Origin of the sequence: Paenibacillus sp. J5C2022, from assembly GCF_025567625.1 — a bacterium.
GTDB lineage: Bacteria > Bacillota > Bacilli > Paenibacillales > Paenibacillaceae > Pristimantibacillus.
Map to the genome: position 1 here is coordinate 23,763 of NZ_JAOQJC010000017.1, position 22,478 is coordinate 46,240.

Genomic DNA, 22,478 nt, shown 5'->3' on the forward strand with positions numbered 1-22,478 from the left:
CCGGCTGGGTACGCTCTCGCTTGTTTCCGCTTATTCAGACAGGAAGCGCATCATTATGAGCGCTTATTCATGCGCCTCGACAGGCAGCAGCAGTGTAAAGGTCGTACCTGCACCCGCTACGCTATCCACAACAATGCGTCCATAATGCAGATCGATCAAATTCTTCACGATGGCCAGGCCAAGGCCCGTGCCCCCGGATGTCCCCCGCTTCCTGGCCTTGTCCGCTTTATAGAACCGTTCGAAGATATAAGGAACGTCCTCTTGCGGTATGCCTTGCCCTTCATCCTTCACTTGAAGCTGAATGTACGGAGTGCCGTTCACTTGCAGATGCTCGCCTGTTATCGTAATGGAATTGCCCGCCGGCGTATGACGAAGTGCATTGTCCATCAAATTCGTCAGCACCTGCTCCAGTCGATCCTCGTCCGCCTGGCGCATCACAAGCGGTTCCTGCGGCATTTGCACTTGCAGCTCCACTTCTCGCTCCTTGGCATAAACGCCGAATTTGCGATGAACCCTTCTCAGTACATTCCTCAGATCGATCTCCTGGAAGTGCATATCGACATGCCCCGCTTCCATCCGCGCAATGTCCAGGAAGTCGTTCACCAGCCTGCCCATTCGAAGCGATTCATCATGAATAACCTGAACTAATTCCTTCCGGTCCTCCGGCGAAGCGACGATATCGTCCAGCAACGCTTCGCTATAGCCTTGCAGCATGGAGAGAGGCGTCCTGATCTCATGCGAGATATTGGCTACGAAGTCTCTGCGCAGCTTGTCAAGCTTATGCTCTTCCGTCACGTCCCGGATAACGGCTACCGCGCCGCGAACGACTCCACCAGATTGCAGGGGAGCCATCACCACCGACCAGACGCCGCTGTGCACATGTATCTTCTCCGTCAGATCTCTTCCCTGCTCCTTCACACTGCAGAATATTTCTCTAAGCGGAACAGGGACGCTCGTAGTGAGAGATGCTCCCACCTTCGGATCATCCCATGCCGACTCTAGCCCCGACCATTGATTGAGCAGCAGATGCCCGCTCGGATTCGTCAGCGTGACTTGCCCTTCCGCATCGAATGTAATGACGGAGTCGCCCATGCTTCTCAATATGCTGGCCAGATGATTGCGCCCGTCGTTAAGATCGTGAATCAGCTTGTCCAACTGCTCAGTCATATGATTGAACGTATTGGCCAGCTGGCCGATCTCGTCCGATGAGCGTATATTGACTCGCGTGCCATAATCGCCTTGCGAGACAGAATCGGCCGCATTTTTCAATTGGAGCAAAGGCTGCTGGATTTTGGCCGACAGGAAGAACGCGAAGAATGTCGATAGTAAAAAACCAATGATCGCCGTAATGACGAACAACACTTTAATGTCATGCGAATCCTTCTGGTCGAACCAGATATCGATGTATTGCAGCAGGAATACCCCTAGTATGAGCAGCACGACCGCAACGAGAAGCATAATCGTCGCCCACAGCTTGCCGACGACACTGTGCCATAGCAGCCGGGCGAGACGGTCCCACAGCTTCATGTTACTTCGGAACCTCCAGCTTGTAGCCGACGCCCCATACGGTCGTAATCATGCCCGCAGCTTCAGGCGACACCTTGTTCAGCTTCTCCCGCAGCCGCTTCACATGCGTATCCACCGTGCGCAAGTCGCCGAAGAACTCGTAATTCCATACATCCTTCAGCAGTTCTTCCCTGGAGAACACTTTGTCCGGGGACACGGCGAGATAATGCAGAAGCTCGTATTCCTTCGGCGTCAGGCTTACCTCCTGCCCGCCTGCCGTCACTCTATGCGCGTCATGCTCGATGACGAGATGCGGGAAGACGATATTGTTGCTCGTGTTCTTCTCCTTCGTCAGGAATGCTGTTGCCGAGGAACGGCGCAGAATCGCCTTGACGCGATAGATTACCTCGCGCGGGCTGAACGGCTTCACCACATAATCGTCCGCACCTACCTCGAAGCCCTGCACGCGGTTCATCTCTTCCCCCTTGGCCGTGAGCATAATGACGGGAGTAGCCTTCACCTGGCGGAGACGTGAACACACCTCCACCCCGTCTATGCCCGGAAGCATGACGTCCAGCAGAATAAGCGCATAGTCGCCACTCACCGCCATACGCAGCGCGGACTCCCCATCTTCCGCTTCATCGATTGCATAGCCTTCCTTCTCCAAGTACATCTTCAGCAGTCGTCTAATTCTCTCTTCATCGTCAACGACCAATATGCGATTGCCGTAATCTGGCATCATTGCAGCTCCTTCCCGCTACTTTCTTCTCCTCTATTATACACCTGCATACGAATGCAGTCCCGCGATGATCAGATTGACTCCGATCAGCGTGAATAATACGATGACGAAGCCGATAACCGCCAGCCATGCGGACGGACGGCCCTGCCAGCCGCGAGACAGCCGGAAGTGAAGATAAGCGCTGTAGAACAGCCATGTAATGAGGGCCCATACTTCCTTCGGGTCCCACCCCCAGAATCTGCCCCAGGCAATCTCTGCCCAGATCATCGCGAAGATCAGGCCGCCCAACGTAAAGATCGGGAAGCCGATCGCGATGGCGCGATAACTGATCTCGTCCAGATCGTCAGGATCAATGCCGTCCATGAAGGGATGAATAACCGCTCCGAGACGCTTCCTGAACGCCAAGCGCAGCAGTCCGTACAGAATCGTCCCTGCAATGATGGACCAAATGACCGTATTCAGCTTGCGTCCGGCGCTTACGCCGTTCATCCAGTCCGGCGCTTGGAATAGTGGCTGCTCCATACCGAGGAACGGCTGCATCGCGACAACTTCGCTATTGTATGGCTTCACGATCGGCGGCAGCGTATAATGCTCATCTTCCACAATCGTCTGGACAACTCCCTTGTCGTCCACCAGCGCCTTCTCTCTCGTAAAATCCGCTTCGTAGCCTGCTGCGCGGAACGCGAACACGACAATAATGAAGCCGATAATGACCGTAATGGCATAAAGCGTGAATTCTACCCAGAATTGCGCCTTCCTGGCACGCTTGCCCTTGTCGTTAAAGTCTGTAACGCGAAGCAAATACATCAAGCCCGCGGCAAATCCTACGGCGAAGAAGGCTTCACCGAGCGCTGCCGTCGTTACATGCACCTTCAGCCAGATAGAGCTCAGAGCCGGGATAAGCGGCTGAACCTCCTGCGGAAAGACGGATGCATACGCAATGATGATCACTGTAAGCGGAAGGGCGAACATGCCCAGAATCGGCTTGCGGTAAATCAGAAATACGATGGTATACGCGATCATAATCGCCATTCCGAGAAACGTCATGAACTCGTACATGTTGCTCGTCGGTATCTGCCCGCTGCCGATCCAGCGGGTGAAGAAGAAAGTGAGATGCGCCGCCAAGCCGAGGCTTGACACGAAAAAGGCGATTTTCCCCCACTTTTTCTCATGCTTCTGAGGATCGCGGTTGCTCCACTTTTTGCCTGCAATTGCGATCATATAAAACAGAAATGCGAAGCAATACAGAAAAAATGCCGCCAAAAATACGTCACTGCTGAAATCGAGTAAACTCACGCGTTTTTCCCTCCGTTATCCAGAGACTTGGGGTCGATATCGATCCCTGTCTTCTTCAATGCTGCCGCGACATCCTTACGCATGCCGAACCAGTTTTTATTCGTATGTGCGCCCAGCGCAAGCTCGCTGTCATCCACTCGCAGCCATATGCGGCGGTGCTGCCAGTATGAGCCCATTAACAAGCCGATCATGGAAAATGCCGCGCCAATCCAGATATAAGGGAGCGCACGATCCACACGGACATTCAAATACGTCGACGCTTCAGAGAACTCTACATTCTCCATGCCGTCCACCCTGATCTCAATCTTCTCCGACAGTTCCCGGTTGATCGTATCTTGCGAGAATCTGACCTTATCCTTCTGCATTGGAAAGTACATATACGGCTCTCCTTCCGGAAGCAGCCCCGGACCTTTCACTGTGAAGATGAAGGCAGGCGCGTTCGGCTCCCTGGAAAGTGTCGTTGGATCTCCATTGCTGTCCAGACCGAACTCCATAAAGTTCGCATACAATTCCAAAGTGAACGGACCAAGCTGATGCGTCGTCTCGGCGTCCTTCATGGGCAGATAGAATGGGCCGTATATGTCGCCCGTACGCTTGTCCTCCAACACCGGATGAACGGCATTGAGCCGGGGATTCAGATCGAAATCGAATTGATACAGCTTCAAGCCTTTGTATTTAAGCGGGTCATTCACAATGATGGAGTGCCGCTTCACTTCCTTCAGGACGGGCTCGTTCAGCGAATCCAAGCCGCAGTTTTCCACACATTCGTACAAGACGGCTTTCGTCTCGAAGTTTTTGGCGCGCATCGTGCCCTTCAGCTCTTCGGGAAGATCCTCCTCGGCATAATATTCCACGATGAACTTCTCGCTCTTGATATAGTACTGATCGTTCGTGCCGGGGACGGGCACCGTATCGCCATCCGTAATTTTCACATACTCGTCCATCTCCCAGCCAGGGATGCTTCTGGCCAGTGCCGCGAGCAGGAACAGGATAAGGCCGATATGATTAATATAAGGCCCCCATCGGCTGAAGCGGTTTTTCTCAGCGAGCAAAGCGGTGCCGTCCCGATGGACCTTGTAACCTTTGCGCTTCAGCGCATCGGCGAACTGTTCCGTCCATTCGTTGGCATCGCTTTCTAATTTCTCCTTGTAGACTGTCTTCTGCCTGAGAATGAATTGATGATGCTTGCGGATCTGCTGCTTCTTGAGTGCACGATACAGCGGAAGCACCCGGTCCAGGCTGCATATGATCAGAGATGCGCCGATCATGACGAGCAGCGTAATGAACCACCAGCTTTCATAGGTATGGGACAATCCAAGCAAGTAATAGATTTTCCCCGTCAGGCCGTATGTCTCCTCGTAGTGGGAAGCCGCGTCGAACGTTTTGCTTATGAATGTGCTCTCTTGGGGATAGACCGTGCCGAGCATCGCTCCAAGGAACGTAATAACAATTAAGTAGATGGCTATCTTCACCGAGGACAAGAAGTTCCATATCCGGTCTATCGGATTGGGGTTGCTCTTCTGCGACCTTCTGGCAACGCCGTCGTACCGCATCTCAAGCGGTGTTTCCGCTTGCAGCAGCTCTTGGTCCAGCGGCTTGCCGCAGGATTCGCACAGTACGGTTCCGACGGCGTTCTGGTGACCGCACTCGCATTTCGTATTTTCCGGTAGTAACAAGTGATGACCTCCTATGACTGCAGCAGACGTTCAACTCTGACGTCAATCTGTTCTTCGCTCATCCCCCCGACGACGACCTCCATCAGCTTGCCGTCCGGCTTCACGAAGAATGTCGTCGGATATTGGCGCAAGCCGTACTTACGCTCGGTCTTGCGGTTGACATCGCGCAGGATGGGATAGCTTAAGTTGAACCGCTTTACGAAGTTGTTGACCGAGAGCGTGTCCTCGCTCAGATTGATCGCAAGAATGACCAGCCCATCGTCCTTCCACTTCTCGTATTGCCGTTCGAATTCGGGCATCTCCTTCACACACGGCTCGCAGAACGTTCCCCAGAAGTTAATGATGACGGGCTGTCCCTCGTAATCGGACAGAGATTGCGGATTACCGCCAAGATCAGCCAGCGTGAATGCAGGCGGCTCCATTCCCACCTCGATCTGCCCCGTATCCTCTTTGCCGAACAACGTACTCCCGATGGCATATCCGCCGATGAGGAAGACGGCGATCAGAATAATAATTTGCACTTTCTTTCGGTTTTTTCCCATTATGTGTTCTCACCACCAATATGTCATGCACATTGACTTCATTATAACGAAAAGTCGACGGCAAATACTGCCGCCGCCGTTCACTATTTATGAACTTTATGTGTCTTGCGCGCTAGGTCCAGCAGCTCCTTCACCTCTTGTGGCGTCAAGTGTCTGAACTTGCCCCGACGCAGCGATTCGAGACCCAGCTCACCGAATCGGATGCGGCGAAGCCGTGTTACTTTGTGTCCGATCGCTTCGAACATCCGCCTGACTTGACGGTTGCGTCCTTCATGGATCGTAATGGACACAGTGGCCTTATTCCCATCCATATCCACATCCACATATTCCACTTCGGCGGGAGAAGTCATGCCGTCCTCCAGCTTAATGCCCTTCTGCAGCTGCTCCAGCGCAGTTCCGTGCGGGATGCCATTGACGCTCGCATGATACGTCTTCGGCACATGATGCTTGGGATGGGTAAGCAGGTTCGCGAACTCTCCGTCGTTCGTCAGCAGCAGAAGTCCTTCCGTATCGTAATCCAGTCGTCCAACTGGATAGACGCGTTCCTTAATGCCGGTCAGGAAATCCGTGACGACCTTCCGGCCCTTGGGATCGGTCGCGCTCGTAATGACGCCCTTGGGCTTGTTCAACATCAAGTAAAGCTTGTTCTCTCCGCGTATCGGCTTGCCGTTCACGGTAATGACGTCGGCTGCGGCATCTGCTTTGGCGCCGAGCGTAGTCACCTTCTCTCCGTTAACCTCTACGACACCGGATTGAATAAGCTCTTCGCATTTGCGGCGGGAAGCTACGCCCGCTTGCGCTAATATTTTCTGTAAACGTTCCAATTGTTTCACCTCACTCTCCATCATAACGATATCGAGTGCAAATCACAAGCGAGATTATCTGAATATGTACATGCAGATCATAATGGCCGCGACGAATCCGACCATGTCGGAGAACAAGCCTACCTTCAATGCATAGCGCGTACGTCTCACGGCGACAGCTCCGAAGTATACGGTCAACACATACAAAGTCGTATCCGTACTTCCTTGTATCGTAGAAGCGATTCGGCCGATCATGGAATCCGGTCCGTAAGTGCCGATCAGATCTGCGGTAAAAGCAAGCGAACCCGCGCCGGTCAGCGGCCGCAGCAAGCCAAGCGGAAGCACTTCGCTCGGTATGCCGAGCCAGTCGAACAGCGGACGTACAGCAGACAGCATCAGCTCCATCGCCCCGGATGCACGGAACATGCTGATGGCCACCATCATGCCGACCAGATGGGGAATGATGCTAATGGCCGTTCCGAAGCCGTCCTTCGCTCCCTCCACGAATGTCTCGTATACGGGCAGCTTCCTTCTCATAGCTGCATATAAGGGAATGAATACGATAATGGCCGGGATCATCCAGGAGGATATCGTGGAGAACCAATTATACAACCTCGCCACCTCCCGAGGCAGGAACATGGCTGCTTGTCTTGTTGTGGTTGCCTGCAGCAGGGGTTCTAGGCGGGGATTGCGCTCTGCTGCGGTACCACCGATCTGCGGCAATCGCGGCAAAGGTGGCGATGAATGTCGCTGCCAGCGTTGTACCGATAATTTCCGCAGGATTGGCGGAGCCGTAATTCATCCGAATGGCGATCAAGGTGGTAGGTACGAGGGTTATGCTGGACGTATTGAGAGCCAGTAAAGTGCACATCGCCGGCGTCGCCGTCTCTTTGTCCGGATTCAGCTTCTGCAGCTCCTGCATCGCCCGGATGCCCATCGGAGTTGCCGCGTTGCCTAGACCGAACAGATTCGCACTAAGATTGCTCATAATATAGCCTATCGCAGGATGGTCCTTCGGAACATCGGGGAACAGCCAGCGAACGATCGGTCCCAGCATGACCGCCAGCTTCTTCAGCAATCCAGCGTCTTCGGCTATTCGCATCATGCCGAGCCAGAACACCATAATGCTGATCAGCCCAAAGCTGACCGTCACTCCCGATTTTGCCCCATCGAAGGCGGCTGCCGTCACCGTGTCCATCTTGCCGGTGAATGCGGCTACTACTACGCTGGCGGCAATAAAGAACAGCCATATCCAATTCACCATAGTTACGCCTCCCCTCCCATTCTCCCTATCGGCTTGCGCCAATCGCTCTCTTCCATTTATCCTTAATGGAGTCCCCATATTTGCTCGCTTTGCGGAATTGCTTCAACGACTGTTCCGAACGCTTCACATGTGCACGCGTCTTCAGCTTGGCGCTGCCCGACTCGTACAACGGTACGGCGCCGATCCGCTCTCCGTTCAACCGCCAGCTCATTATGCCTCTGTCGCCGAGAGCGTAGGCTTCACTAGCCTGATCCGTCCAACTGATCTGTCTCGTGAGGACGGATTGCTCGTCGTCTTCCAGCGGGTAACGGAAGCTCTGTCCCAGCACAATCGTCGTTCCATCAACGCTCTCCCCTTTGGATGCGATCTGTTGCAAAGGGTAATGCTGAAAGCCCCAATCCAGCAAGTCTCGATGATCCGCCCAGTCATCGCCATCGTTAATGGTTACTGCTGCAAGCTGCTGTCCGTTCCGGGTAGCCGAGCTGACGAGACAGCGGAACGATTTTTTCGTGTAACCGGTTTTCACGCCATCCGCCCCATCGTACATCGTCAGCATTTTATTTTTGTTCCTCCAGCTGTAATCCCACGAATCGTTGGGATTAGGCGCTTTCTTCTGCTTTGTTGCCACGATTTCCGCGAATACATCGTTATGCAGAGCATAGGCGGTAAGCTTGGCCAGATCGTTGGCAGAGGAATAGTGTCCATCCGCATCCAGTCCGTGCGGATTGCGGAACTGAGTATGTGCGAGTCCGAGGAACGCCGCTTTCTCATTCATCAGATGAACGAAGCCTTCTTCTGTTCCCCCCACATGTTCGGCGATAGCGGTAGCCGCATCATTGCCGGATCGAAGCATCAGTCCGAATAGCATGTTCGACAGACTCATCTCCTCGTCGAGCTGCAAGTAGATGGACGATCCTTCTTTGCCGACCGCTCGCTTGGATACTTTCACGGTATCGCGGACATCGCCATGCTCGATCGCAACGATCGCCGTCATAATTTTGGTCAAGCTCGCAATGCGAAGCTCTTCATCTCCATTGTAGCTGTATAGCAATCTGCCTGAGGCTACGTCAATTAATGCGGCTGCTTTGGCATTCGTTTCAATTTCATCAGGTACGGCAGAGACGACTGGCGTCATCCATAATCCGGCTATAAGCACAGCCGTTAAAGCGATCATGACGGATCGATTGCTTTTGGATTTGGTGTTGTAGCTCATGATGTTCGTTGACTCCTCTCGTTGACTTTGCAATGTAGAGTTCTGCTTTAGCGTTCCATCGTTAAGGATAGTATATGCTTGTACATGATGGTGTAGACGAATAGTGGGGTGTAAAAAATGAAAAACTGCCCTTGCGGGCAGTTCAGGGCGCGATGATTGCTCATCTTGCTTATTGTAGCGAATCGTCATCAATAATGGCTGCAGTTTCAACGTAGTCCGTACCGCTGCCGTTAGCCGTTTTTTTGAACATGGTCTGAAGCTTATCCACAACGCCAGGGGCGGATTCGATAATACGCTCATACAGATGCGTTTGATTGTCCAGCGGTACGATTTTCACACCATGCGCTCCTACTACGAGGAATGCGATTGGCGTAATGGATACGCCGCCTCCGCTGCCGCCACCGAACGGCATATGCACGGATGCTTTATGAGCATCGGACCCGCCTCCGCTCCCGCCGTTGCCGTGATGCCTCTCCGCCTCGCCCATCTTGAATTCGCTGCCGCCTGCCACGAAGCCGAAGCCAACTTTGGATATCGGCATAATGACGCTGCCATCCGGCGTTTGGACGGGATCGCCGACGATCGTATTGACATCGACCATTTCCTTGATATTTTCCATTGCGGTTTGCATTAGGCCTTGAATAGGATGTTCTGCCATGCTTTGACGCCTCCTTTCCATTTCTTCATGCGAACCAATAGCTGTAGCCCGGCAAGGATAGCATAACCGAAGGGTATTTTCGCTATGCACGACCATTCCGTTGAAAATGCAGGGCGCGCAAAATCGGGATTGACGCTCATGACCGGTTGGGCTTTCAATTGCACCAGTTGGGACAGCAAGCCGATAATCGACGACTTCACCGACCAGACCAAGCCTGTTGCCATCGCCGTCCACATGGCATCGCCTGTTCCGACCGAGGTTGACCATCTCCACTCCACCAATTTCACTCTGGCAAGCGTTCTCTTTGCCCACACCTTCAAGTTCCGGGTCAGATGGAGCACATCCTTGAATCTCTCTATCCCGCTCGCTACCTTCTCCGCGTCGATATCCTCTTCATCGTGCTTCCAGGAGCCGATGCCGGCTCCGGCCTTCCCTCTTTCTTCTACTACCTTCAGCGCATCGCCCTGCCATTTCATTACCGGCACTTTCATCTTATAGGCGAGAAGACCGAACAGCCCCCTCACCCTAAGCTCTATCTCATCATTTTTCCCTTGCTTGGCAAATTGCGCCGTTATTACGATTGGCGACAACATCGCGATGAAAAGCAGCATAAAAAAACCGCAGGCTACTATCCAACCGTACAGGGTAGCGAGCATCGTTATCCTCCCCGATTCCCCAATTATGGTTAAATATAGTATGGCCATGCGGTCAATTCTCATTCTTTAATTTCATCAATTGTGATTTGACGGCCTTCCAGCCGTTCGAACAGCATCTGCGTGCCGTCATCCAGCTCATCCAGATCGATATCGCGCGGTTCGGGCAATTCCTTCAAAGAAGGAAGCCCGAAGTAGTCCAGGAAAGCTTTCGTCGTGCCGTACAGAATCGGTCTGCCAATCGCTTCTGCACGTCCAACCTCTTCGATCAAATCCTTGGAGACGAGCGTATGTATGGCCCGGTCCGACTTCACGCCGCGAATTTCTTCAATATCGATTCGTGTAATCGGTTGTCTATACGCCACAATCGACAGCGTCTCCAGAGCCGCCTGAGACAGCTGTGCACGGGTCGGCGTATAAGCCATTCGTTCAAAGTAGGGAGCATGCTCCGCATTGGTCGTCAAGCGGAATGCGGCAGCTACCTCCGCAATCTGGACGCCTCTTCGTTCACGCTCCAGATCGCGCTGCAGATCGTAGACCAGGTCCACTGCGAATTCCGGATCGATCTCCATAATATCGGCTAGCTGCCGCTTCGTCAGCCCTTCGTCTCCGGCCATAAACAGCAAGCCCTCAATAATCGATTTCAAGTTCTGATAATCCATCCGGACTGACTTCCCCCCTCCACTGGATGACGATATCGTCGAACAATCCATGCTGGTAGCAGCTAATATTCTTCATCTTCATCAGCTCCAGAATGGCAAGGAATGTAACGACGATCTCATGCCTGTCCAAATTCTCGCGAATCAGCTTGGAGAACCGGACGGTTTCATGCTGCCTCAATATATCGACGATATCGACAATCCGGTCCTTGACGGAGATCTCATCCCGTTGAACCGTCGCAATTATGTTGCGTCTCGCCGCTCTGCGCAGCGCCTTCTGAAATGCAGCAATGAGATCGCTCACATGCAGACCTTCCACGGGATTGACGAAGCGCTCCTTCAGAAACGGCGTCATATCTTCCGGTTCTCGCGAATATACGAGACTGCGTTGCAGCTCCTTCTCTTGCAACTGCTCCGCGATCACCTTGAACTTCCGATATTCCACCAGTTTATGAATGAGCTCGTCCCGAAGATCCAGTCCGTCGTCTTGCCAGTCCTCATAGATTTCATCCTCGAATACAGGAGGCTTCGGCAGCAGCTGCTTGCTCTTGATCGCCAGCAGCGTAGCCGCCATGACCAGGAATTCGCTTGTCACTTCAAGCTCCAATTCCTTCATGGCGTCCAAGTATTCCATATATTGAATGGTGATTTCGCTTATCGATATTTCGTGAATATCTATCTCGGCCTTATCAATAAGATGTAGCAGGAGATCAAGCGGGCCTTCGAATGATTCCAGCTTATACAGCACAGACAAGTTGCTTTCCTCCCGAAATTACCTTCTTTCCTACTATTATATAATAGTAGATTTCGCTTCGGGAAGCTACTCTTATGCTTAGCCCTGGAGCTGCTTGGTCAAATTAGCCATCTCAATCGCGGTAACTGCCGCCTCGTAGCCTTTGTTGCCGGCCTTCGTACCTGCACGCTCTATCGCTTGCTCGATGGAATCGACGGTCAGCACGCCGAAGATCGTAGGCACGCCGGTTTTCAGATTGACGGCGGCCACGCCTTTGGCCGCTTCGTTGCACACATAATCAAAGTGAGGCGTGGAACCTCTAATGACCGCTCCAAGCGTAATGACTGCATCGTACTTGCCGCTCTCCGCCATCTTCTGTGCGATAAGCGGAATTTCGAAGGCGCCGGGCACCCATGCTACGTCAACTTCATTATCTACGGCGCCATGGCGCTTGAACGCATCCAATGCTCCACCCAGCAGCTTGCTGGAAATAAATTCATTGAACCTGCCAACCACTACCCCATATTTCAATCCGCTGGAAATTAGATTTCCTTCAAATACGTTTGCCATCTTATTCGCTTCCCTTCATCTCTAATTGATCTAACTGGAGCAGGTGACCCAGCTTGGATTGCTTCGTCCTCAAGTAGTTCCGATTGTTGTCATTGGCTTCCATCTGTATGGGCACACGTTCCGACACTTCCAGTCCATAGCCCTCCAGCCCTTTAATTTTCCGCGGATTGTTCGTCATCAGGCTCATCTTCCTAACGCCCAGATCCCGCAATATTTGCGCGCCGATGCCGTATTCGCGAAGATCGGCGCCGAAGCCGAGCTTTACATTGGCTTCCACTGTATCCAGCCCTTGCTCTTGCAGCGCGTATGCCTTCAGCTTGTTGATTAACCCGATGCCGCGTCCTTCTTGTCTCATATATAGCAGCACGCCGCTTCCCGCTTCGTCGATCTGACGGAGCGCAGCAGCTAGCTGAGGCCCGCAATCGCAACGATGCGAATGGAATACATCGCCGGTCAGGCACTCCGAATGGACGCGTACGAGCACCGGCTTGTCGGGGCTGATCTCTCCCTTGACGAGTGCAACATGCTCCTTGTTGTCCACATGATTGCTGTAAGCTACAGCCCGGAATTCACCGAAGTCCGTCGGCATCTTCACTTCGACGACCCGCTCCACCAGCTTCTCCTTCGCATTGCGGTAGCGGATAAGGTCCTCAATCGTAATGAGCTTCAAGCCGTGCTTCTCGCGGAATTGCGCCAGATCGGGCAATCGGGCCATCGATCCGTCATCCTTAATAATCTCGCAGATTACTCCTGCAGGCTCGGCGCCGCTAAGATAAGCCAGATCGATGGCCGCTTCCGTATGGCCGGCTCGGCGCAATACGCCACCGGGCTTCGCAATAAGCGGGAAGATATGGCCGGGACGTCTCAGATCGTCCGGCGATGTGGCAGGGTCAATCATCGCTTGCACGCTTCGCGCCCGCTCGTGGGCAGATATGCCCGTCGTCGTTGACACATGATCCACGGATACGGTGAAAGCCGTGCCATGATAGTCTGTATTCTGCTTCACCATCGGAGGCAGGTTCAGTTGCTCGGCCCGCTCCTCTGTTATAGGGGCGCATACAAGACCTCTGGCCTCTGTAATCATGAAGTTAATAACCTCCGGCGTCGCTTTCTCCGCCAATGCGATCAGATCGCCTTCATTCTCGCGATCCTCGTCATCCACCACGATGACGGGGCGCCCTTGCTTCAAATCCTCGACAGCCGCTTCAATCGTATCGAATACAATCTCTTGCTGATGCTCCATGATGTCTCTTTCCTCCTCCAACTATTATATAAAACCGTGCTCGGCCAAATATTGCTCTGTAAGCGCGGACTTCGGCGCCGATGCGGCAGCTTCGTCGTTCCTTCCTTTAAAATGGAGAAGATGATCTACATACTTGCCGATAATATCGCATTCGATATTGACGCTGTCGCCGGTCTGCCGACGCTGCAGCGCCGTCTCGGCCAGCGTATGCGGAATGATCGATACGGAAAATCCCGTATCCGTCGTCCCGACTACCGTCAAGCTGATGCCGTCCACCGTGATGGAGCCTTTCGGTAAAATATGGCGAAGCTGCTCACGGTCGTCCAGCTCGATCGTGAATACGACAGCGTTGGCATCCCTCGATCGTCCAGCGATACGTCCCGTTCCGTCGACATGCCCTTGCACGATATGTCCGCCGAATCTCCCGCCGGCTTGCATCGCCCTCTCCAAGTTGACGGTGTCGCCTTGATTCAAGGCATGCAGAGTTGAAAGGCGATACGTCTCCGGCATGACGTCGACGCTGAACGAGCGGCTGTCGAAGGAGATGACCGTCAGGCATACCCCGTTAACGGAAATGCTGTCGCCAAGCTGCACCCCTTCCAGCACCTTGGCTGCGTGAATGGTCAGCACCATCGCTTCGCCTTGCCGTCTGATACTGCGCAGCTCGCCTACTTCTTCCACGAGTCCTGTGAACATGACCTTCCTCCTCTCATCGGGAGGGATAGACGGGATAGCCGATTACGCGAATATCTTCTCCCGCCATCTCCACTTCCACATCTCTCAATCTGACTGCATCCGACATCCGGTCCATACCTGGAAACGTAAATGCGCCAATTGGTCCTCCGACAATTTTGGCTGCGTAATACAAGATGACCTTATCGATTAGACCATCTTGCAGCATAGCGCCGTTCAGCGTACCGCCACCCTCCAGCAGAATGGAGCCGATCTCCAGCCGTCCCAGCTGCTTCAAAGCCACCGTCAAGTCGATATGAGGACCGCTGCCGCACGCCAGCACCTCTACTTCCGCTTCTTCCAGCTGGGCTCGCTTGGCGGCATTCCCGTTGTCGGTCGTCAATATAACTGTTCTGGCCGTCCGGTCCGACACGACCTTCGCCGTCAAGGGCACTCGCAGCTTGGAATCCGCTACGATCCGGACAGGTTGAAGCCCCGGCGCTGCCGTCCGGGTCGTTAAGGAAGGATCGTCGGCTATGACGGTCTCGATGCCGACCATAATGCCCTGATGCTGGTGGCGCAGCGTGTGCACCTGTTCCCTGGCCACCGGACCTGTCACCCACTTGCTGTCGCCGGTTCTGGCCGCAATCTTGCCGTCCAGCGTGCTCGCCGTCTTTAATGTCACATATGGCATTCCCGTCGTAATGTATTTATTGAATTTCTCGTTCAACCGCTCGGCTTGCTCCTGCAACACGCCGGACACGACCACGATGCCGTTGTCGAACAAGCGCTGCAAGCCTCTTCCCGACACTTGCGGATTGGGATCGGTAGCCGCTACGACCACCTTCGCCACCCCGGCTTCGATAAGCCGGTTCGCACATGGCGGAGTTTTGCCATGGTGGCTGCACGGTTCCAGCGTAACATACGCGGTGGCGCCTCGCGCTTTCTCGCCCGCCATGGCGAGCGCATGGACCTCCGCATGACCTTCGCCCCGCTTCAGGTGTGCCCCCATGCCGACGATGCTGCCGTCCTTAACAATAACGCAACCGACGACCGGATTAATGCCGGTCTGCCCCTCGGCACAAGCAGCCAGCTCAAGCGCCAGCTGCATGTAATACTTATCGTTCAGCACTTTCATAGATGCGCAAAAACCCCCTAACGGCTAGCTTGCCGACGGGGGGAGTCATTCAGGATAATTCGACAATAGGAAACAAGCCTGCTCATTACAGATACAAAGTGTAAAATGAGCCAGCCAAATACAACATGCTCACGATGCATGCATACCTCAAATAGAGCCACCCATATCGGGCGACCAATCAGGGATAGGTGGTGAAAAAATGCACAATGTAGCAGTTGCAATGCAGAACCTTATCGCCGAAGTTCCTTCTTCTCCCATCCAGACTATACTGTCGGTCCCGGAGTTGCACCAGGTCCACCGCCCGGCGACACTCTGCAACATGCAGCGAGACGCTGGGACGGGTCACGGACTGACGGGCTGGAACAGCTGATGGCTTGCGCCGACAAGCTCTTACGCCCGATCACCGCCGGTTGGGAATTTCACCCTACCCCGAAGAAGCAAACTTTCATTTTTATAGTATGCATCGTACCATTATTCTGCAAAAACATCAACTGCATTATTTCGTATTAATTCGCGTTCCGTCCATTCCCCTGCCTGTGCAAAAATTCGCGAAGACTATCGTTGCCGGCCACTTGGAAGGCTGTTGCCCAACGATCCTCTCCTCTCACCCTCCACTCCAAACGATAATGAATCCGATGACCGTACGGTATAATAGCATGGCATCTGACGATCACATCGCCCCCATACCCATGTCCTCTCAATATATCGCCGATCTGTATAAGCGGCGTCTCCATCTCTTTTACTGAACACCTCTTTGCATCGCTTTCCCGCAAATATACAGCCTTGCAAAGCGGACATCCATACAATCATGCCACCTCACCTTATTTTAGAAAATAGAACTCTTGTTCTCTTTTTATTCTATTAGATTTTTCCATGGAAGTCAATGAAATCGATAATATAAGAACATGTGTTTGCTTAATTGCGGGGTCTATGATACGATATTTTTACTCACGATCCCAAGCTTTACCATTAGAAAGGAGTCGATTCGATGCAAATGACCATAAAATTAAAGGAGAAGAATGCCTATGAAAGCATGCAAACAAACTGCGTCGATCCGAACTTGGCAAGACAAGTATTATGACGGCGATATCGACATCGACGAGCTATATGACGAGGATACCGGAGAAGTGATCCCCCTCTATGCTGTGCTAGGTTTAACTGCCATGACCGTGCCAGGAGAAGATGACCGATGAGCTTGAACCGGCAAGTCCAAATCTACTCGATTGATACGAGCGCTTTTTATAACGACATAGAACAACGCATACATCGCTTGATGAGAAAAGGTTACACATACAGGGCCAAGCTGACTCATTCAAGCAATTACGGATGCAGCTTGGAGAAGAAGAAGGCTCGGCTTGCATCCATAAACAAACGCTTGAAGCAATTAAAAGAGCATCTTCGGCAAACGTTCTCGCTGCATCAGGGCGTACGCCAATTAAGAGAGGAATCGTTGACAGCAAGCCGCGTTGTTTCTTTATTCGAATCGGCGCTTACCCGAACGCTCGACATAGCAGAAGATCAGTTGTCCGAGGATATTATTATTGTTCAAACGTATTTCTTCAATATACTGGAAGACCTTATTTCCTTCGGCTTCTACCATCGGGGAGAAAAATACATATGCTTTACAGCGAGTGCCGGACAAATCCGAACCAAAAAAACGATGTTCATGAAGGAAACAGTGTTTCAACGGCACGAGCGCTCGCTTATGTGCGGATTGACCTTGGATGGCATTAACCGGAACGGAGGAGTCAACATCAATAAGTTCCTTGCTTATCTTGCCTTGTGCAATACGGCAACTGAGCAATGGAAGGACTTCGACATTGAGCGTGTCGTTGTCGTAGACGATATGGAGACGCCGTTGCGAACGAAGGTAGATTATATTGACGATCAATCCTATGATATCAAGCGGATGGAGATGGACTTATCCATCACTCATACCGACGGCTGCGGCATGATCCTGCCTAAGCTGAGCAAGAAGAGCTTTATGCTGCGAATGCCCTGGGTGAAAGGCTTGCTCGTCCCTTTTCCCTTCGACAAATATATTCGCGAGCTCAATCTGAGAACCGGCATGCAATGGGGGACGGTTCGCGACATATATGGCAGAGAAGTAGATCTGCTCAAAGACAAGATTGCCATCATCTTGACCAGAAGCCAATTCAAAATGTGGAGCTTCTATTCATCATGGGAAGCGTACAAGCAAGCCTTCACCTCCAATGCGTGCCAAGCGGGCATATGCAATGAAGAAGACGACAACGTAGATGACGCCAAACTAAATTATCAAATGCTGCAAACGTTGACCGATATGACAGATGACGAACTGTTGGAGCTTAGCCGAAGATCCCGGGAAACCATTGCCAATATCGGGTCCGACAGGGATACGATGCTGAGAATATTGGGCGTGAGCAGCAAACGACGACATAAAAATTACTATCAGCAGGCACTCGCCCTTTACCCTGAGTTGCTAAACGATACGTACAGCAAGCAAATTTTGAAGCAAGTAAAGAAAAAGCTTGTAAAGGAAGCTCGCTCGGGGAAAGTACTGATTGACGGGAAGTATACTTATATATGTCCCGATCTGTACGCATTCTGTGAGTATCTGATTGCGGGGAAGAAGCGGCCGACGGGCTTGCTTGCAGACGGTGAAGTGTCCTGCAGCTTGTATTCGCATAACAATCGGCTGGATTGCCTGCGAAGTCCCCATCTCTATAGAGAGCACGCTGTTCGAAGCAATGTCGTAACGAAGGAAACGAAAAGATGGTTTATTACAAACGGTCTGTATACAAGCTGTCACGACCCCATCAGCAAACTGCTCATGTTCGACCATGATGGCGATAAAAGCCTGGTCTGCGCCGATCCGACACTTGTTCATGCCGCTGAGCAGCATATGGCGGATATCGTTCCGCTCTATTACGATATGGCCAAGGCCGAAGCCCGAAAGCTCTCCTCGGACACCATCTACGGCGGATTGAAGGCAGCCTATACAGGCGGCAATATCGGAACGATCAGCAATGACATTACAAAGATCTGGAACAGTGCCAGCATTAATCTGGACGTGATCAAATGGTTATGCATGGAGAACAACTTCACAATCGATTACGCCAAAACGTTATACAAGTTAAGCAGACCGCAAGACAAGCATTCCGTCATCTCCGGATATACAACGACGAAGCCGCCCAGCTTCTTTCAGTATGCGAAGGATGTTCCGAAGGAAAAAGTAGCTCCGCAAAATGACAGTGTCATGAATCGGTTGGCAGGTCTCATTCAAAATCCTCGTCTCAACTTTAGAGCGGCCAATCTCGGCCAGTTCGACTACCGCATGCTCATGAAGGATTGGCGGGTAGAATTAAATCAAGCCATTATAGAAAAATATAATGAGGTTGATATCGGAAAGCGCTACATGGAGATTGTGACGCCAGAAGATGGATATACAGGCGATGACGTCCTGGTCTATCGGCATATTAGAGAGCAATTCCAGGAATTGTTCGAAAATTGCGACTATGTTGCCGATGTGCTTGTAGAATACTTATATCGTTATAAGGCAAGCAGCTACAAAACAACGTTATGGTCCAGCTTTGGCGATCTGCTTCTGGGAAATCTGGAACAAAACTTATCCGACCGCAGCATGACTCATCAGCGATTGTGCGAAGCATGCGGCTGTAGAATGGAGATGGCCTCAAACCGCCAGAAGTACTGCAACGTGTGTCGACAAGAAAAGGACAAAATTAAAAAAAGAGAATGGAAACAAACGCAGCGCTCCTTGGTAGACCGTTAGAATCATTTCATAATACTTGAAAAATGAATCAAATAGACGAACAGAATACAAGAATCGTTCGACTCAAACCATTTACGGCATGCGATTTTCTTTGAAATATCAACTTTTTTATCTCTCGCATGCCGATTTTCATAATCGCATTTAAGGGAACACACGTTCTTGTTTTATGGCAACAATATTGGGGGATGAGAAATGAACAAAACGCTATTGGTCCATAAAGTAGCTGAACAGAACAGGATGCAGAAGACGGAGGCGGAAAAAATTATCGCATCCCTCTTCCATATCATTAGCGACACCTTGGCTTCCGGAGAAGCCGTACACATTGTCGGCTTCGGAAAGCTGGAGACGAAGCCCACGAAAGCAAAGCTCGCAAGAAACCTGCATACGGGACAACCCCTGCAGCTTCCGCCATCAAAGAAAATCTCCTTCAAACCGGCAAAAATGTTAAAAGACCGTATCAAGCATTCGGAATGAAAACAAAAGCAGGCAGCCCGTCGCGAACCGGGCTGTCTGCTTTTGTTTTCATGATTAGTAAGCAATTCCTGCCGGAGTTGTTACCGGGCGGCCCTCCCTCCGCTCAACTAATCTGAAAGCAGCATTAACTACATGCCTGGATGCGTAAAGGATGGTGATGCGTCATGAACACAAAGTAAACAAATGAATAAAAGGATCGTGAGTGAAAGTCTATGAACAATCAGCCAGCAACATTTGATCGACTCTCTGCATTTTTGGGACAGCCTGTTCGGTTCCAAGACTTCCTTCTCTACTCCCCGCAGTTGAATGAAATCGCCGAAATAGGAGAGATGCAATATTATGTGCATTATCTGCTCTCCACCTTCGATAAAGAAAAAATACTGCTGGACTTGTTCGGTATGGACGAGCAAGCTTTCAGCACTCTATCCTCCGCTGACGATTACGAAGTATTGACGGAAAGTCCCCGAATCGCTTCCTTATTGTCGGAAGGCATTTCATTCTTCACGAAACAAGAGGTCCGTTACCAACCTTCGCAGCGCAGCTTCTATATCGGGGACAGCTTGTTCATATCGTGCAACAACTATACAGCCTTCGCGCAGTTGATCAAGCAGCTTAACGGCGCTCCGGAGTTGCAGGAGAAGCGGCCGGCAGCGTTCAAAAACGAAAAAGCAAAGCAGCTGTTTCAGAAGCTGAGAAAGATGCGAAAAGCCGCTTCGGAAAAAAATGAGGCACTGGAGCTCAAGGACATCTCGTCCATTCTATGCAGCTCGGAAGGCAATGGCATTCACATTCATAACGTTGGTTGTTTGACAGTTTATCAAATATACGAACAGTTCGAGAGAATGAGTCTGAAGCATAAACGAGATACAATACTTCCAGTATGGGCTAATGGGTATTTAAAAGAGGGAGAAAGCTTGCCTGACATCATGTCAAAAACCAATTTGTAATATAACATAACTTAATTTATTGGAGGAACTTACATATGACACTAGATCTAGGACGTTACGGAACCCGCGAAATTCTAAACTTGCAAGTATTCGATTATGTCAGCAAAAATCCGCTCATGTACTTCGATTATGCCAATACCGCTACATTCGAGACCGGCTCCACCCGTGTCCACGCTTGGGGCGCAGGCTCGCGCCGCCTCTCGTGGGATGGCGAGAAGCAGCTGACGCTGACGGTTGAGACACAGATCTTCTCCATGGAGCATCTGGCGATGCTGTCCGGTGAAGAAATCATCAGCGGCGCGAAGGACATCTATAAGGTGGAGACGGTGGCTGTAGGTGCCGGCGGAGCCATTGCTCTGAAGAACTCCCCGATCGGCGGCGTTGACGGAGTGGCGGTCTTCCCATTCATCCGCGGCGTGATCGACAAGCAAGCGCCACAGCCGATCGAATCGGTTACAAGCAATACCGTGACGCTGGCAACCGGCGCCGCTGTCGCAGAAGGCGATGAAGTGCAAGTGTTCTATCAATTCTCATCCGCAAGCGCGCATACCATCTCGTTCACGGCCAAGGGCTTCCCGCAATACGTCAAGCTGGTCGGTGATACGCTCTATATGGACGAGGTTGCCGGCACGGCTGTCGATGCGCAGATGGTGTTCTACAAAGCGAAAGTGCAGCCAAACGTCACAATCGGCATGAGTTCGCAAGGCGACCCGACTTCCATCTCGCTTGTGTTCGACTTGTATCCGGTACAGGTGAACGGAACAGATACGATCGCGGATATTACCGTATTCGAATAAAGCTTGCCCAGGGGAGAGATCACGGCGGCGCAGTCGCCCCCTCCCCCCTTTCATTTCTCTTTCATGAAGAGGACCTCCACCGTCTTCTTCGTGAAAGAGCAGTTGAAATCTTTGTGTATAAAAGGAGAAATGAACGATGAACGATACGATGATTAACAGGCCGATCACACTGAACGATCTGAAAAAGGACGCTCAACTGTATGACAGCAGGCACAAAGTAACGTTGCGCAATGGCATGTTCACCTATGTAACCCGGCAATTCTCCAATGCCAGCATCGACGAGATGCTGAACGAATTCGGCCATTTCGCCGCTGCATATTACGACACCACAGGTCACCTTGAAGACGACAAGTCTCTCGGATATTTGAACCTGCATATTCTGCTTCACTTCACGACGATTGCGGAACAGAAGAACATGGCCTTCGCGGACAAAGTTGAATTGTTCGACACCTTGCTCAAGCTCGACTATGTGGAAGAACTGTTCGATGCCTTCTTGCCCGAGGACCTCGCTAAAGTCTACACGCGGCTCGGACAGTTGATGGACCGCTACAAGCAGCTGCTAGATAGCGATGAACATCTGGCCAATGACCTGAAGGCGCGAATCGTGCAAGCCCCCCTGCAAAATAAAGAAGAGATTATGAATGTGATGTTCGGCGATGAAACAAAAACACGGAAGGAGACAGTATTGTAATGAAAATATATATCCATGAACTTGAATATGCGATTTCTTTCTTATATCGGCTCAATCTGAAAGACTACAGCTCCAGAATGCGCACAAGAGTGCTTAAGCTCTTGTCTGAGCGGTATCAGCAATATAAGGATGAATACGTTCAATTAGTGAAGGAACATGCGAGGCTGGATGAACAAGGCGAGCCTGTGATCATTGCAGGTGAAACTGGACAACGCTATGCGATTGACGATCCGGAGGAATTTTCCAGAACACTCGAACCTTTGCTTTATGAACAATTCGTCATCGAAGCGAACGAGAATAACAAGGCAATGATGCAGAGCGTTGCACAATCTGTCCTGCATTGCGATTTGTCATTCGAAGGCGATGAACAATTTCAATATGATCGGTTGGCTGAAATCTTCGAAGCTATCCCCGATCACTAAGAGGTGAGAC

Annotated in this window: 25 protein-coding genes and 1 riboswitch; of the genes, 7 read left to right on the forward strand and 18 right to left on the reverse strand. The window is 51.6% G+C overall.

What is annotated here, in order from left to right; translation table 11 throughout:
• Window positions 1–63 precede the first annotated feature (63 nt).
• The 18 genes from M6D81_RS15140 to M6D81_RS15225 form a co-directional block, all read right to left on the reverse strand.
• The gene (locus tag M6D81_RS15140) at window positions 64–1,527 is read right to left on the reverse strand and encodes a cell wall metabolism sensor histidine kinase WalK (RefSeq protein WP_262677749.1); all 1,464 of its coding nucleotides are present in this window, start codon (window positions 1,525–1,527) and stop codon (window positions 64–66) included.
• A 1-nt stretch (window position 1,528) separates the two neighbouring features.
• Window positions 1,529–2,245 carry a response regulator transcription factor gene (locus M6D81_RS15145; protein WP_262677862.1) on the reverse strand — a complete coding sequence of 239 codons (717 nt, stop codon included), beginning with the start codon at window positions 2,243–2,245 and terminating at the stop codon, window positions 1,529–1,531.
• Window positions 2,246–2,281: 36 nt separating this feature from the next.
• Window positions 2,282–3,541 (reverse strand): cytochrome c biogenesis protein CcsA, encoded by a 1,260-nt coding sequence (gene ccsA, locus M6D81_RS15150; protein ID WP_262677750.1) that lies wholly within the window; start codon window positions 3,539–3,541, stop codon window positions 2,282–2,284.
• Window positions 3,538–5,217 (reverse strand): cytochrome c biogenesis protein ResB, encoded by a 1,680-nt coding sequence (gene resB / locus M6D81_RS15155; RefSeq protein WP_262677751.1) that lies wholly within the window; start codon window positions 5,215–5,217, stop codon window positions 3,538–3,540. Before resB ends, ccsA begins: the two co-directional genes overlap by 4 nt.
• 11 nt (window positions 5,218–5,228) lie before the next feature.
• Window positions 5,229–5,759 carry a redoxin domain-containing protein gene (locus M6D81_RS15160; RefSeq protein ID WP_262677752.1) on the reverse strand — a complete coding sequence of 177 codons (531 nt, stop codon included), beginning with the start codon at window positions 5,757–5,759 and terminating at the stop codon, window positions 5,229–5,231.
• 83 nt (window positions 5,760–5,842) lie between these two features.
• A complete protein-coding gene (locus M6D81_RS15165; RefSeq protein WP_262677753.1) occupies window positions 5,843–6,583 on the reverse strand; it encodes a pseudouridine synthase in 741 nt (246 codons plus the stop codon).
• A 54-nt stretch (window positions 6,584–6,637) separates the two neighbouring features.
• The gene (locus M6D81_RS15170) at window positions 6,638–7,174 is read right to left on the reverse strand and encodes a spore maturation protein (RefSeq protein WP_317259130.1); all 537 of its coding nucleotides are present in this window, start codon (window positions 7,172–7,174) and stop codon (window positions 6,638–6,640) included.
• On the reverse strand, window positions 7,167–7,826 hold the full coding sequence (locus M6D81_RS15175) for a nucleoside recognition domain-containing protein (RefSeq protein WP_262677754.1): 660 nt from the start codon (window positions 7,824–7,826) through the stop codon (window positions 7,167–7,169). The genes M6D81_RS15170 and M6D81_RS15175 overlap by 8 nt, the downstream gene beginning before the upstream one ends.
• 25 nt (window positions 7,827–7,851) lie before the next feature.
• Window positions 7,852–9,039 (reverse strand): D-alanyl-D-alanine carboxypeptidase family protein, encoded by a 1,188-nt coding sequence (locus tag M6D81_RS15180; protein WP_410795739.1) that lies wholly within the window; start codon window positions 9,037–9,039, stop codon window positions 7,852–7,854.
• 169 nt (window positions 9,040–9,208) lie between these two features.
• Window positions 9,209–9,697: a GerW family sporulation protein gene (ytfJ, locus tag M6D81_RS15185; RefSeq protein WP_262677755.1), complete on the reverse strand. Its 489-nt coding sequence runs from the start codon at window positions 9,695–9,697 to the stop codon at window positions 9,209–9,211.
• Window positions 9,670–10,353 (reverse strand): DUF2953 domain-containing protein, encoded by a 684-nt coding sequence (locus M6D81_RS15190; protein WP_262677756.1) that lies wholly within the window; start codon window positions 10,351–10,353, stop codon window positions 9,670–9,672. Before M6D81_RS15190 ends, ytfJ begins: the two co-directional genes overlap by 28 nt.
• Before the next feature lie 59 nt (window positions 10,354–10,412).
• Window positions 10,413–11,012 carry an SMC-Scp complex subunit ScpB gene (gene scpB, locus M6D81_RS15195; protein WP_262677757.1) on the reverse strand — a complete coding sequence of 200 codons (600 nt, stop codon included), beginning with the start codon at window positions 11,010–11,012 and terminating at the stop codon, window positions 10,413–10,415.
• Window positions 10,981–11,763 carry a segregation and condensation protein A gene (locus tag M6D81_RS15200; protein WP_262677758.1) on the reverse strand — a complete coding sequence of 261 codons (783 nt, stop codon included), beginning with the start codon at window positions 11,761–11,763 and terminating at the stop codon, window positions 10,981–10,983. The genes scpB and M6D81_RS15200 overlap by 32 nt, the downstream gene beginning before the upstream one ends.
• Before the next feature lie 78 nt (window positions 11,764–11,841).
• Window positions 11,842–12,312, reverse strand: a complete 471-nt coding sequence (gene ribH / locus M6D81_RS15205) for a 6,7-dimethyl-8-ribityllumazine synthase (RefSeq protein WP_262677759.1) — start codon at window positions 12,310–12,312, stop codon at window positions 11,842–11,844.
• Between the two features lies 1 nt (window position 12,313).
• The gene (locus M6D81_RS15210) at window positions 12,314–13,555 is read right to left on the reverse strand and encodes a bifunctional 3,4-dihydroxy-2-butanone-4-phosphate synthase/GTP cyclohydrolase II (protein ID WP_262677760.1); all 1,242 of its coding nucleotides are present in this window, start codon (window positions 13,553–13,555) and stop codon (window positions 12,314–12,316) included.
• Window positions 13,556–13,579: 24 nt separating this feature from the next.
• A complete protein-coding gene (gene ribE, locus M6D81_RS15215; RefSeq protein ID WP_262677761.1) occupies window positions 13,580–14,251 on the reverse strand; it encodes a riboflavin synthase in 672 nt (223 codons plus the stop codon).
• Window positions 14,252–14,264: 13 nt separating this feature from the next.
• The gene (ribD, locus tag M6D81_RS15220) at window positions 14,265–15,365 is read right to left on the reverse strand and encodes a bifunctional diaminohydroxyphosphoribosylaminopyrimidine deaminase/5-amino-6-(5-phosphoribosylamino)uracil reductase RibD (RefSeq protein ID WP_262677762.1); all 1,101 of its coding nucleotides are present in this window, start codon (window positions 15,363–15,365) and stop codon (window positions 14,265–14,267) included.
• A gap of 242 nt (window positions 15,366–15,607) precedes the next feature.
• Window positions 15,608–15,806, reverse strand: a riboswitch (FMN riboswitch).
• A 65-nt stretch (window positions 15,807–15,871) separates the two neighbouring features.
• A complete protein-coding gene (locus M6D81_RS15225) occupies window positions 15,872–16,099 on the reverse strand; it encodes a hypothetical protein (protein ID WP_262677763.1) in 228 nt (75 codons plus the stop codon).
• A gap of 291 nt (window positions 16,100–16,390) precedes the next feature.
• Here M6D81_RS15225 and M6D81_RS15230 point away from each other — a divergent pair, with 291 nt between their 5' ends.
• From M6D81_RS15230 to M6D81_RS15260, 7 genes are all read left to right on the forward strand, one after another.
• Window positions 16,391–16,558 (forward strand): hypothetical protein, encoded by a 168-nt coding sequence (locus tag M6D81_RS15230; protein ID WP_262677764.1) that lies wholly within the window; start codon window positions 16,391–16,393, stop codon window positions 16,556–16,558.
• On the forward strand, window positions 16,555–19,137 hold the full coding sequence (locus M6D81_RS15235) for an RNA dependent RNA polymerase (RefSeq protein WP_262677765.1): 2,583 nt from the start codon (window positions 16,555–16,557) through the stop codon (window positions 19,135–19,137). Before M6D81_RS15230 ends, M6D81_RS15235 begins: the two co-directional genes overlap by 4 nt.
• A 192-nt stretch (window positions 19,138–19,329) precedes the next feature.
• Window positions 19,330–19,611 carry an HU family DNA-binding protein gene (locus M6D81_RS15240; protein ID WP_262677766.1) on the forward strand — a complete coding sequence of 94 codons (282 nt, stop codon included), beginning with the start codon at window positions 19,330–19,332 and terminating at the stop codon, window positions 19,609–19,611.
• A 212-nt stretch (window positions 19,612–19,823) separates the two neighbouring features.
• Complete coding sequence (locus M6D81_RS15245; protein ID WP_262677767.1) at window positions 19,824–20,558, forward strand: hypothetical protein; 735 nt, start codon at window positions 19,824–19,826, stop codon at window positions 20,556–20,558.
• A 35-nt stretch (window positions 20,559–20,593) separates the two neighbouring features.
• Window positions 20,594–21,355 carry a hypothetical protein gene (locus M6D81_RS15250; protein ID WP_262677768.1) on the forward strand — a complete coding sequence of 254 codons (762 nt, stop codon included), beginning with the start codon at window positions 20,594–20,596 and terminating at the stop codon, window positions 21,353–21,355.
• Between the two features lie 136 nt (window positions 21,356–21,491).
• Window positions 21,492–22,046: a hypothetical protein gene (locus tag M6D81_RS15255; RefSeq protein ID WP_262677769.1), complete on the forward strand. Its 555-nt coding sequence runs from the start codon at window positions 21,492–21,494 to the stop codon at window positions 22,044–22,046.
• Window positions 22,046–22,468, forward strand: a complete 423-nt coding sequence (locus tag M6D81_RS15260; RefSeq protein WP_262677770.1) for a hypothetical protein — start codon at window positions 22,046–22,048, stop codon at window positions 22,466–22,468. The genes M6D81_RS15255 and M6D81_RS15260 overlap by 1 nt, the downstream gene beginning before the upstream one ends.
• Window positions 22,469–22,478 lie beyond the last annotated feature (10 nt).

Bases quoted from the DNA above. Each gene is read 5' to 3' on its own strand.
- ribH (WP_262677759.1), bottom strand. From the start codon at position 12,312: ATGGCAAACGTATTTGAAGGAAATCTAATTTCCAGCGGATTGAAATAT.
- M6D81_RS15190 (WP_262677756.1), bottom strand. From the start codon at position 10,353: ATGCTCGCTACCCTGTACGGTTGGATAGTAGCCTGCGGTTTTTTTATG.
- M6D81_RS15180 (WP_410795739.1), bottom strand. From the start codon at position 9,039: ATGAGCTACAACACCAAATCCAAAAGCAATCGATCCGTCATGATCGCT.
- M6D81_RS15250 (WP_262677768.1), top strand. From the start codon at position 20,594: ATGACACTAGATCTAGGACGTTACGGAACCCGCGAAATTCTAAACTTG.
- M6D81_RS15245 (WP_262677767.1), top strand. From the start codon at position 19,824: ATGAACAATCAGCCAGCAACATTTGATCGACTCTCTGCATTTTTGGGA.
- M6D81_RS15160 (WP_262677752.1), bottom strand. From the start codon at position 5,759: ATGGGAAAAAACCGAAAGAAAGTGCAAATTATTATTCTGATCGCCGTC.
- M6D81_RS15260 (WP_262677770.1), top strand. From the start codon at position 22,046: ATGAAAATATATATCCATGAACTTGAATATGCGATTTCTTTCTTATAT.
- M6D81_RS15145 (WP_262677862.1), bottom strand. From the start codon at position 2,245: ATGCCAGATTACGGCAATCGCATATTGGTCGTTGACGATGAAGAGAGA.
- ribD (WP_262677762.1), bottom strand. From the start codon at position 15,365: ATGAAAGTGCTGAACGATAAGTATTACATGCAGCTGGCGCTTGAGCTG.
- M6D81_RS15210 (WP_262677760.1), bottom strand. From the start codon at position 13,555: ATGGAGCATCAGCAAGAGATTGTATTCGATACGATTGAAGCGGCTGTC.
- M6D81_RS15240 (WP_262677766.1), top strand. From the start codon at position 19,330: ATGAACAAAACGCTATTGGTCCATAAAGTAGCTGAACAGAACAGGATG.
- M6D81_RS15235 (WP_262677765.1), top strand. From the start codon at position 16,555: ATGAGCTTGAACCGGCAAGTCCAAATCTACTCGATTGATACGAGCGCT.
- ribE (WP_262677761.1), bottom strand. From the start codon at position 14,251: ATGTTCACAGGACTCGTGGAAGAAGTAGGCGAGCTGCGCAGTATCAGA.
- ytfJ (WP_262677755.1), bottom strand. From the start codon at position 9,697: ATGGCAGAACATCCTATTCAAGGCCTAATGCAAACCGCAATGGAAAAT.
- M6D81_RS15255 (WP_262677769.1), top strand. From the start codon at position 21,492: ATGAACGATACGATGATTAACAGGCCGATCACACTGAACGATCTGAAA.
- M6D81_RS15140 (WP_262677749.1), bottom strand. From the start codon at position 1,527: ATGAAGCTGTGGGACCGTCTCGCCCGGCTGCTATGGCACAGTGTCGTC.
- M6D81_RS15230 (WP_262677764.1), top strand. From the start codon at position 16,391: ATGAAAGCATGCAAACAAACTGCGTCGATCCGAACTTGGCAAGACAAG.
- scpB (WP_262677757.1), bottom strand. From the start codon at position 11,012: ATGGATTATCAGAACTTGAAATCGATTATTGAGGGCTTGCTGTTTATG.
- M6D81_RS15175 (WP_262677754.1), bottom strand. From the start codon at position 7,826: ATGGTGAATTGGATATGGCTGTTCTTTATTGCCGCCAGCGTAGTAGTA.
- M6D81_RS15225 (WP_262677763.1), bottom strand. From the start codon at position 16,099: ATGGAGACGCCGCTTATACAGATCGGCGATATATTGAGAGGACATGGG.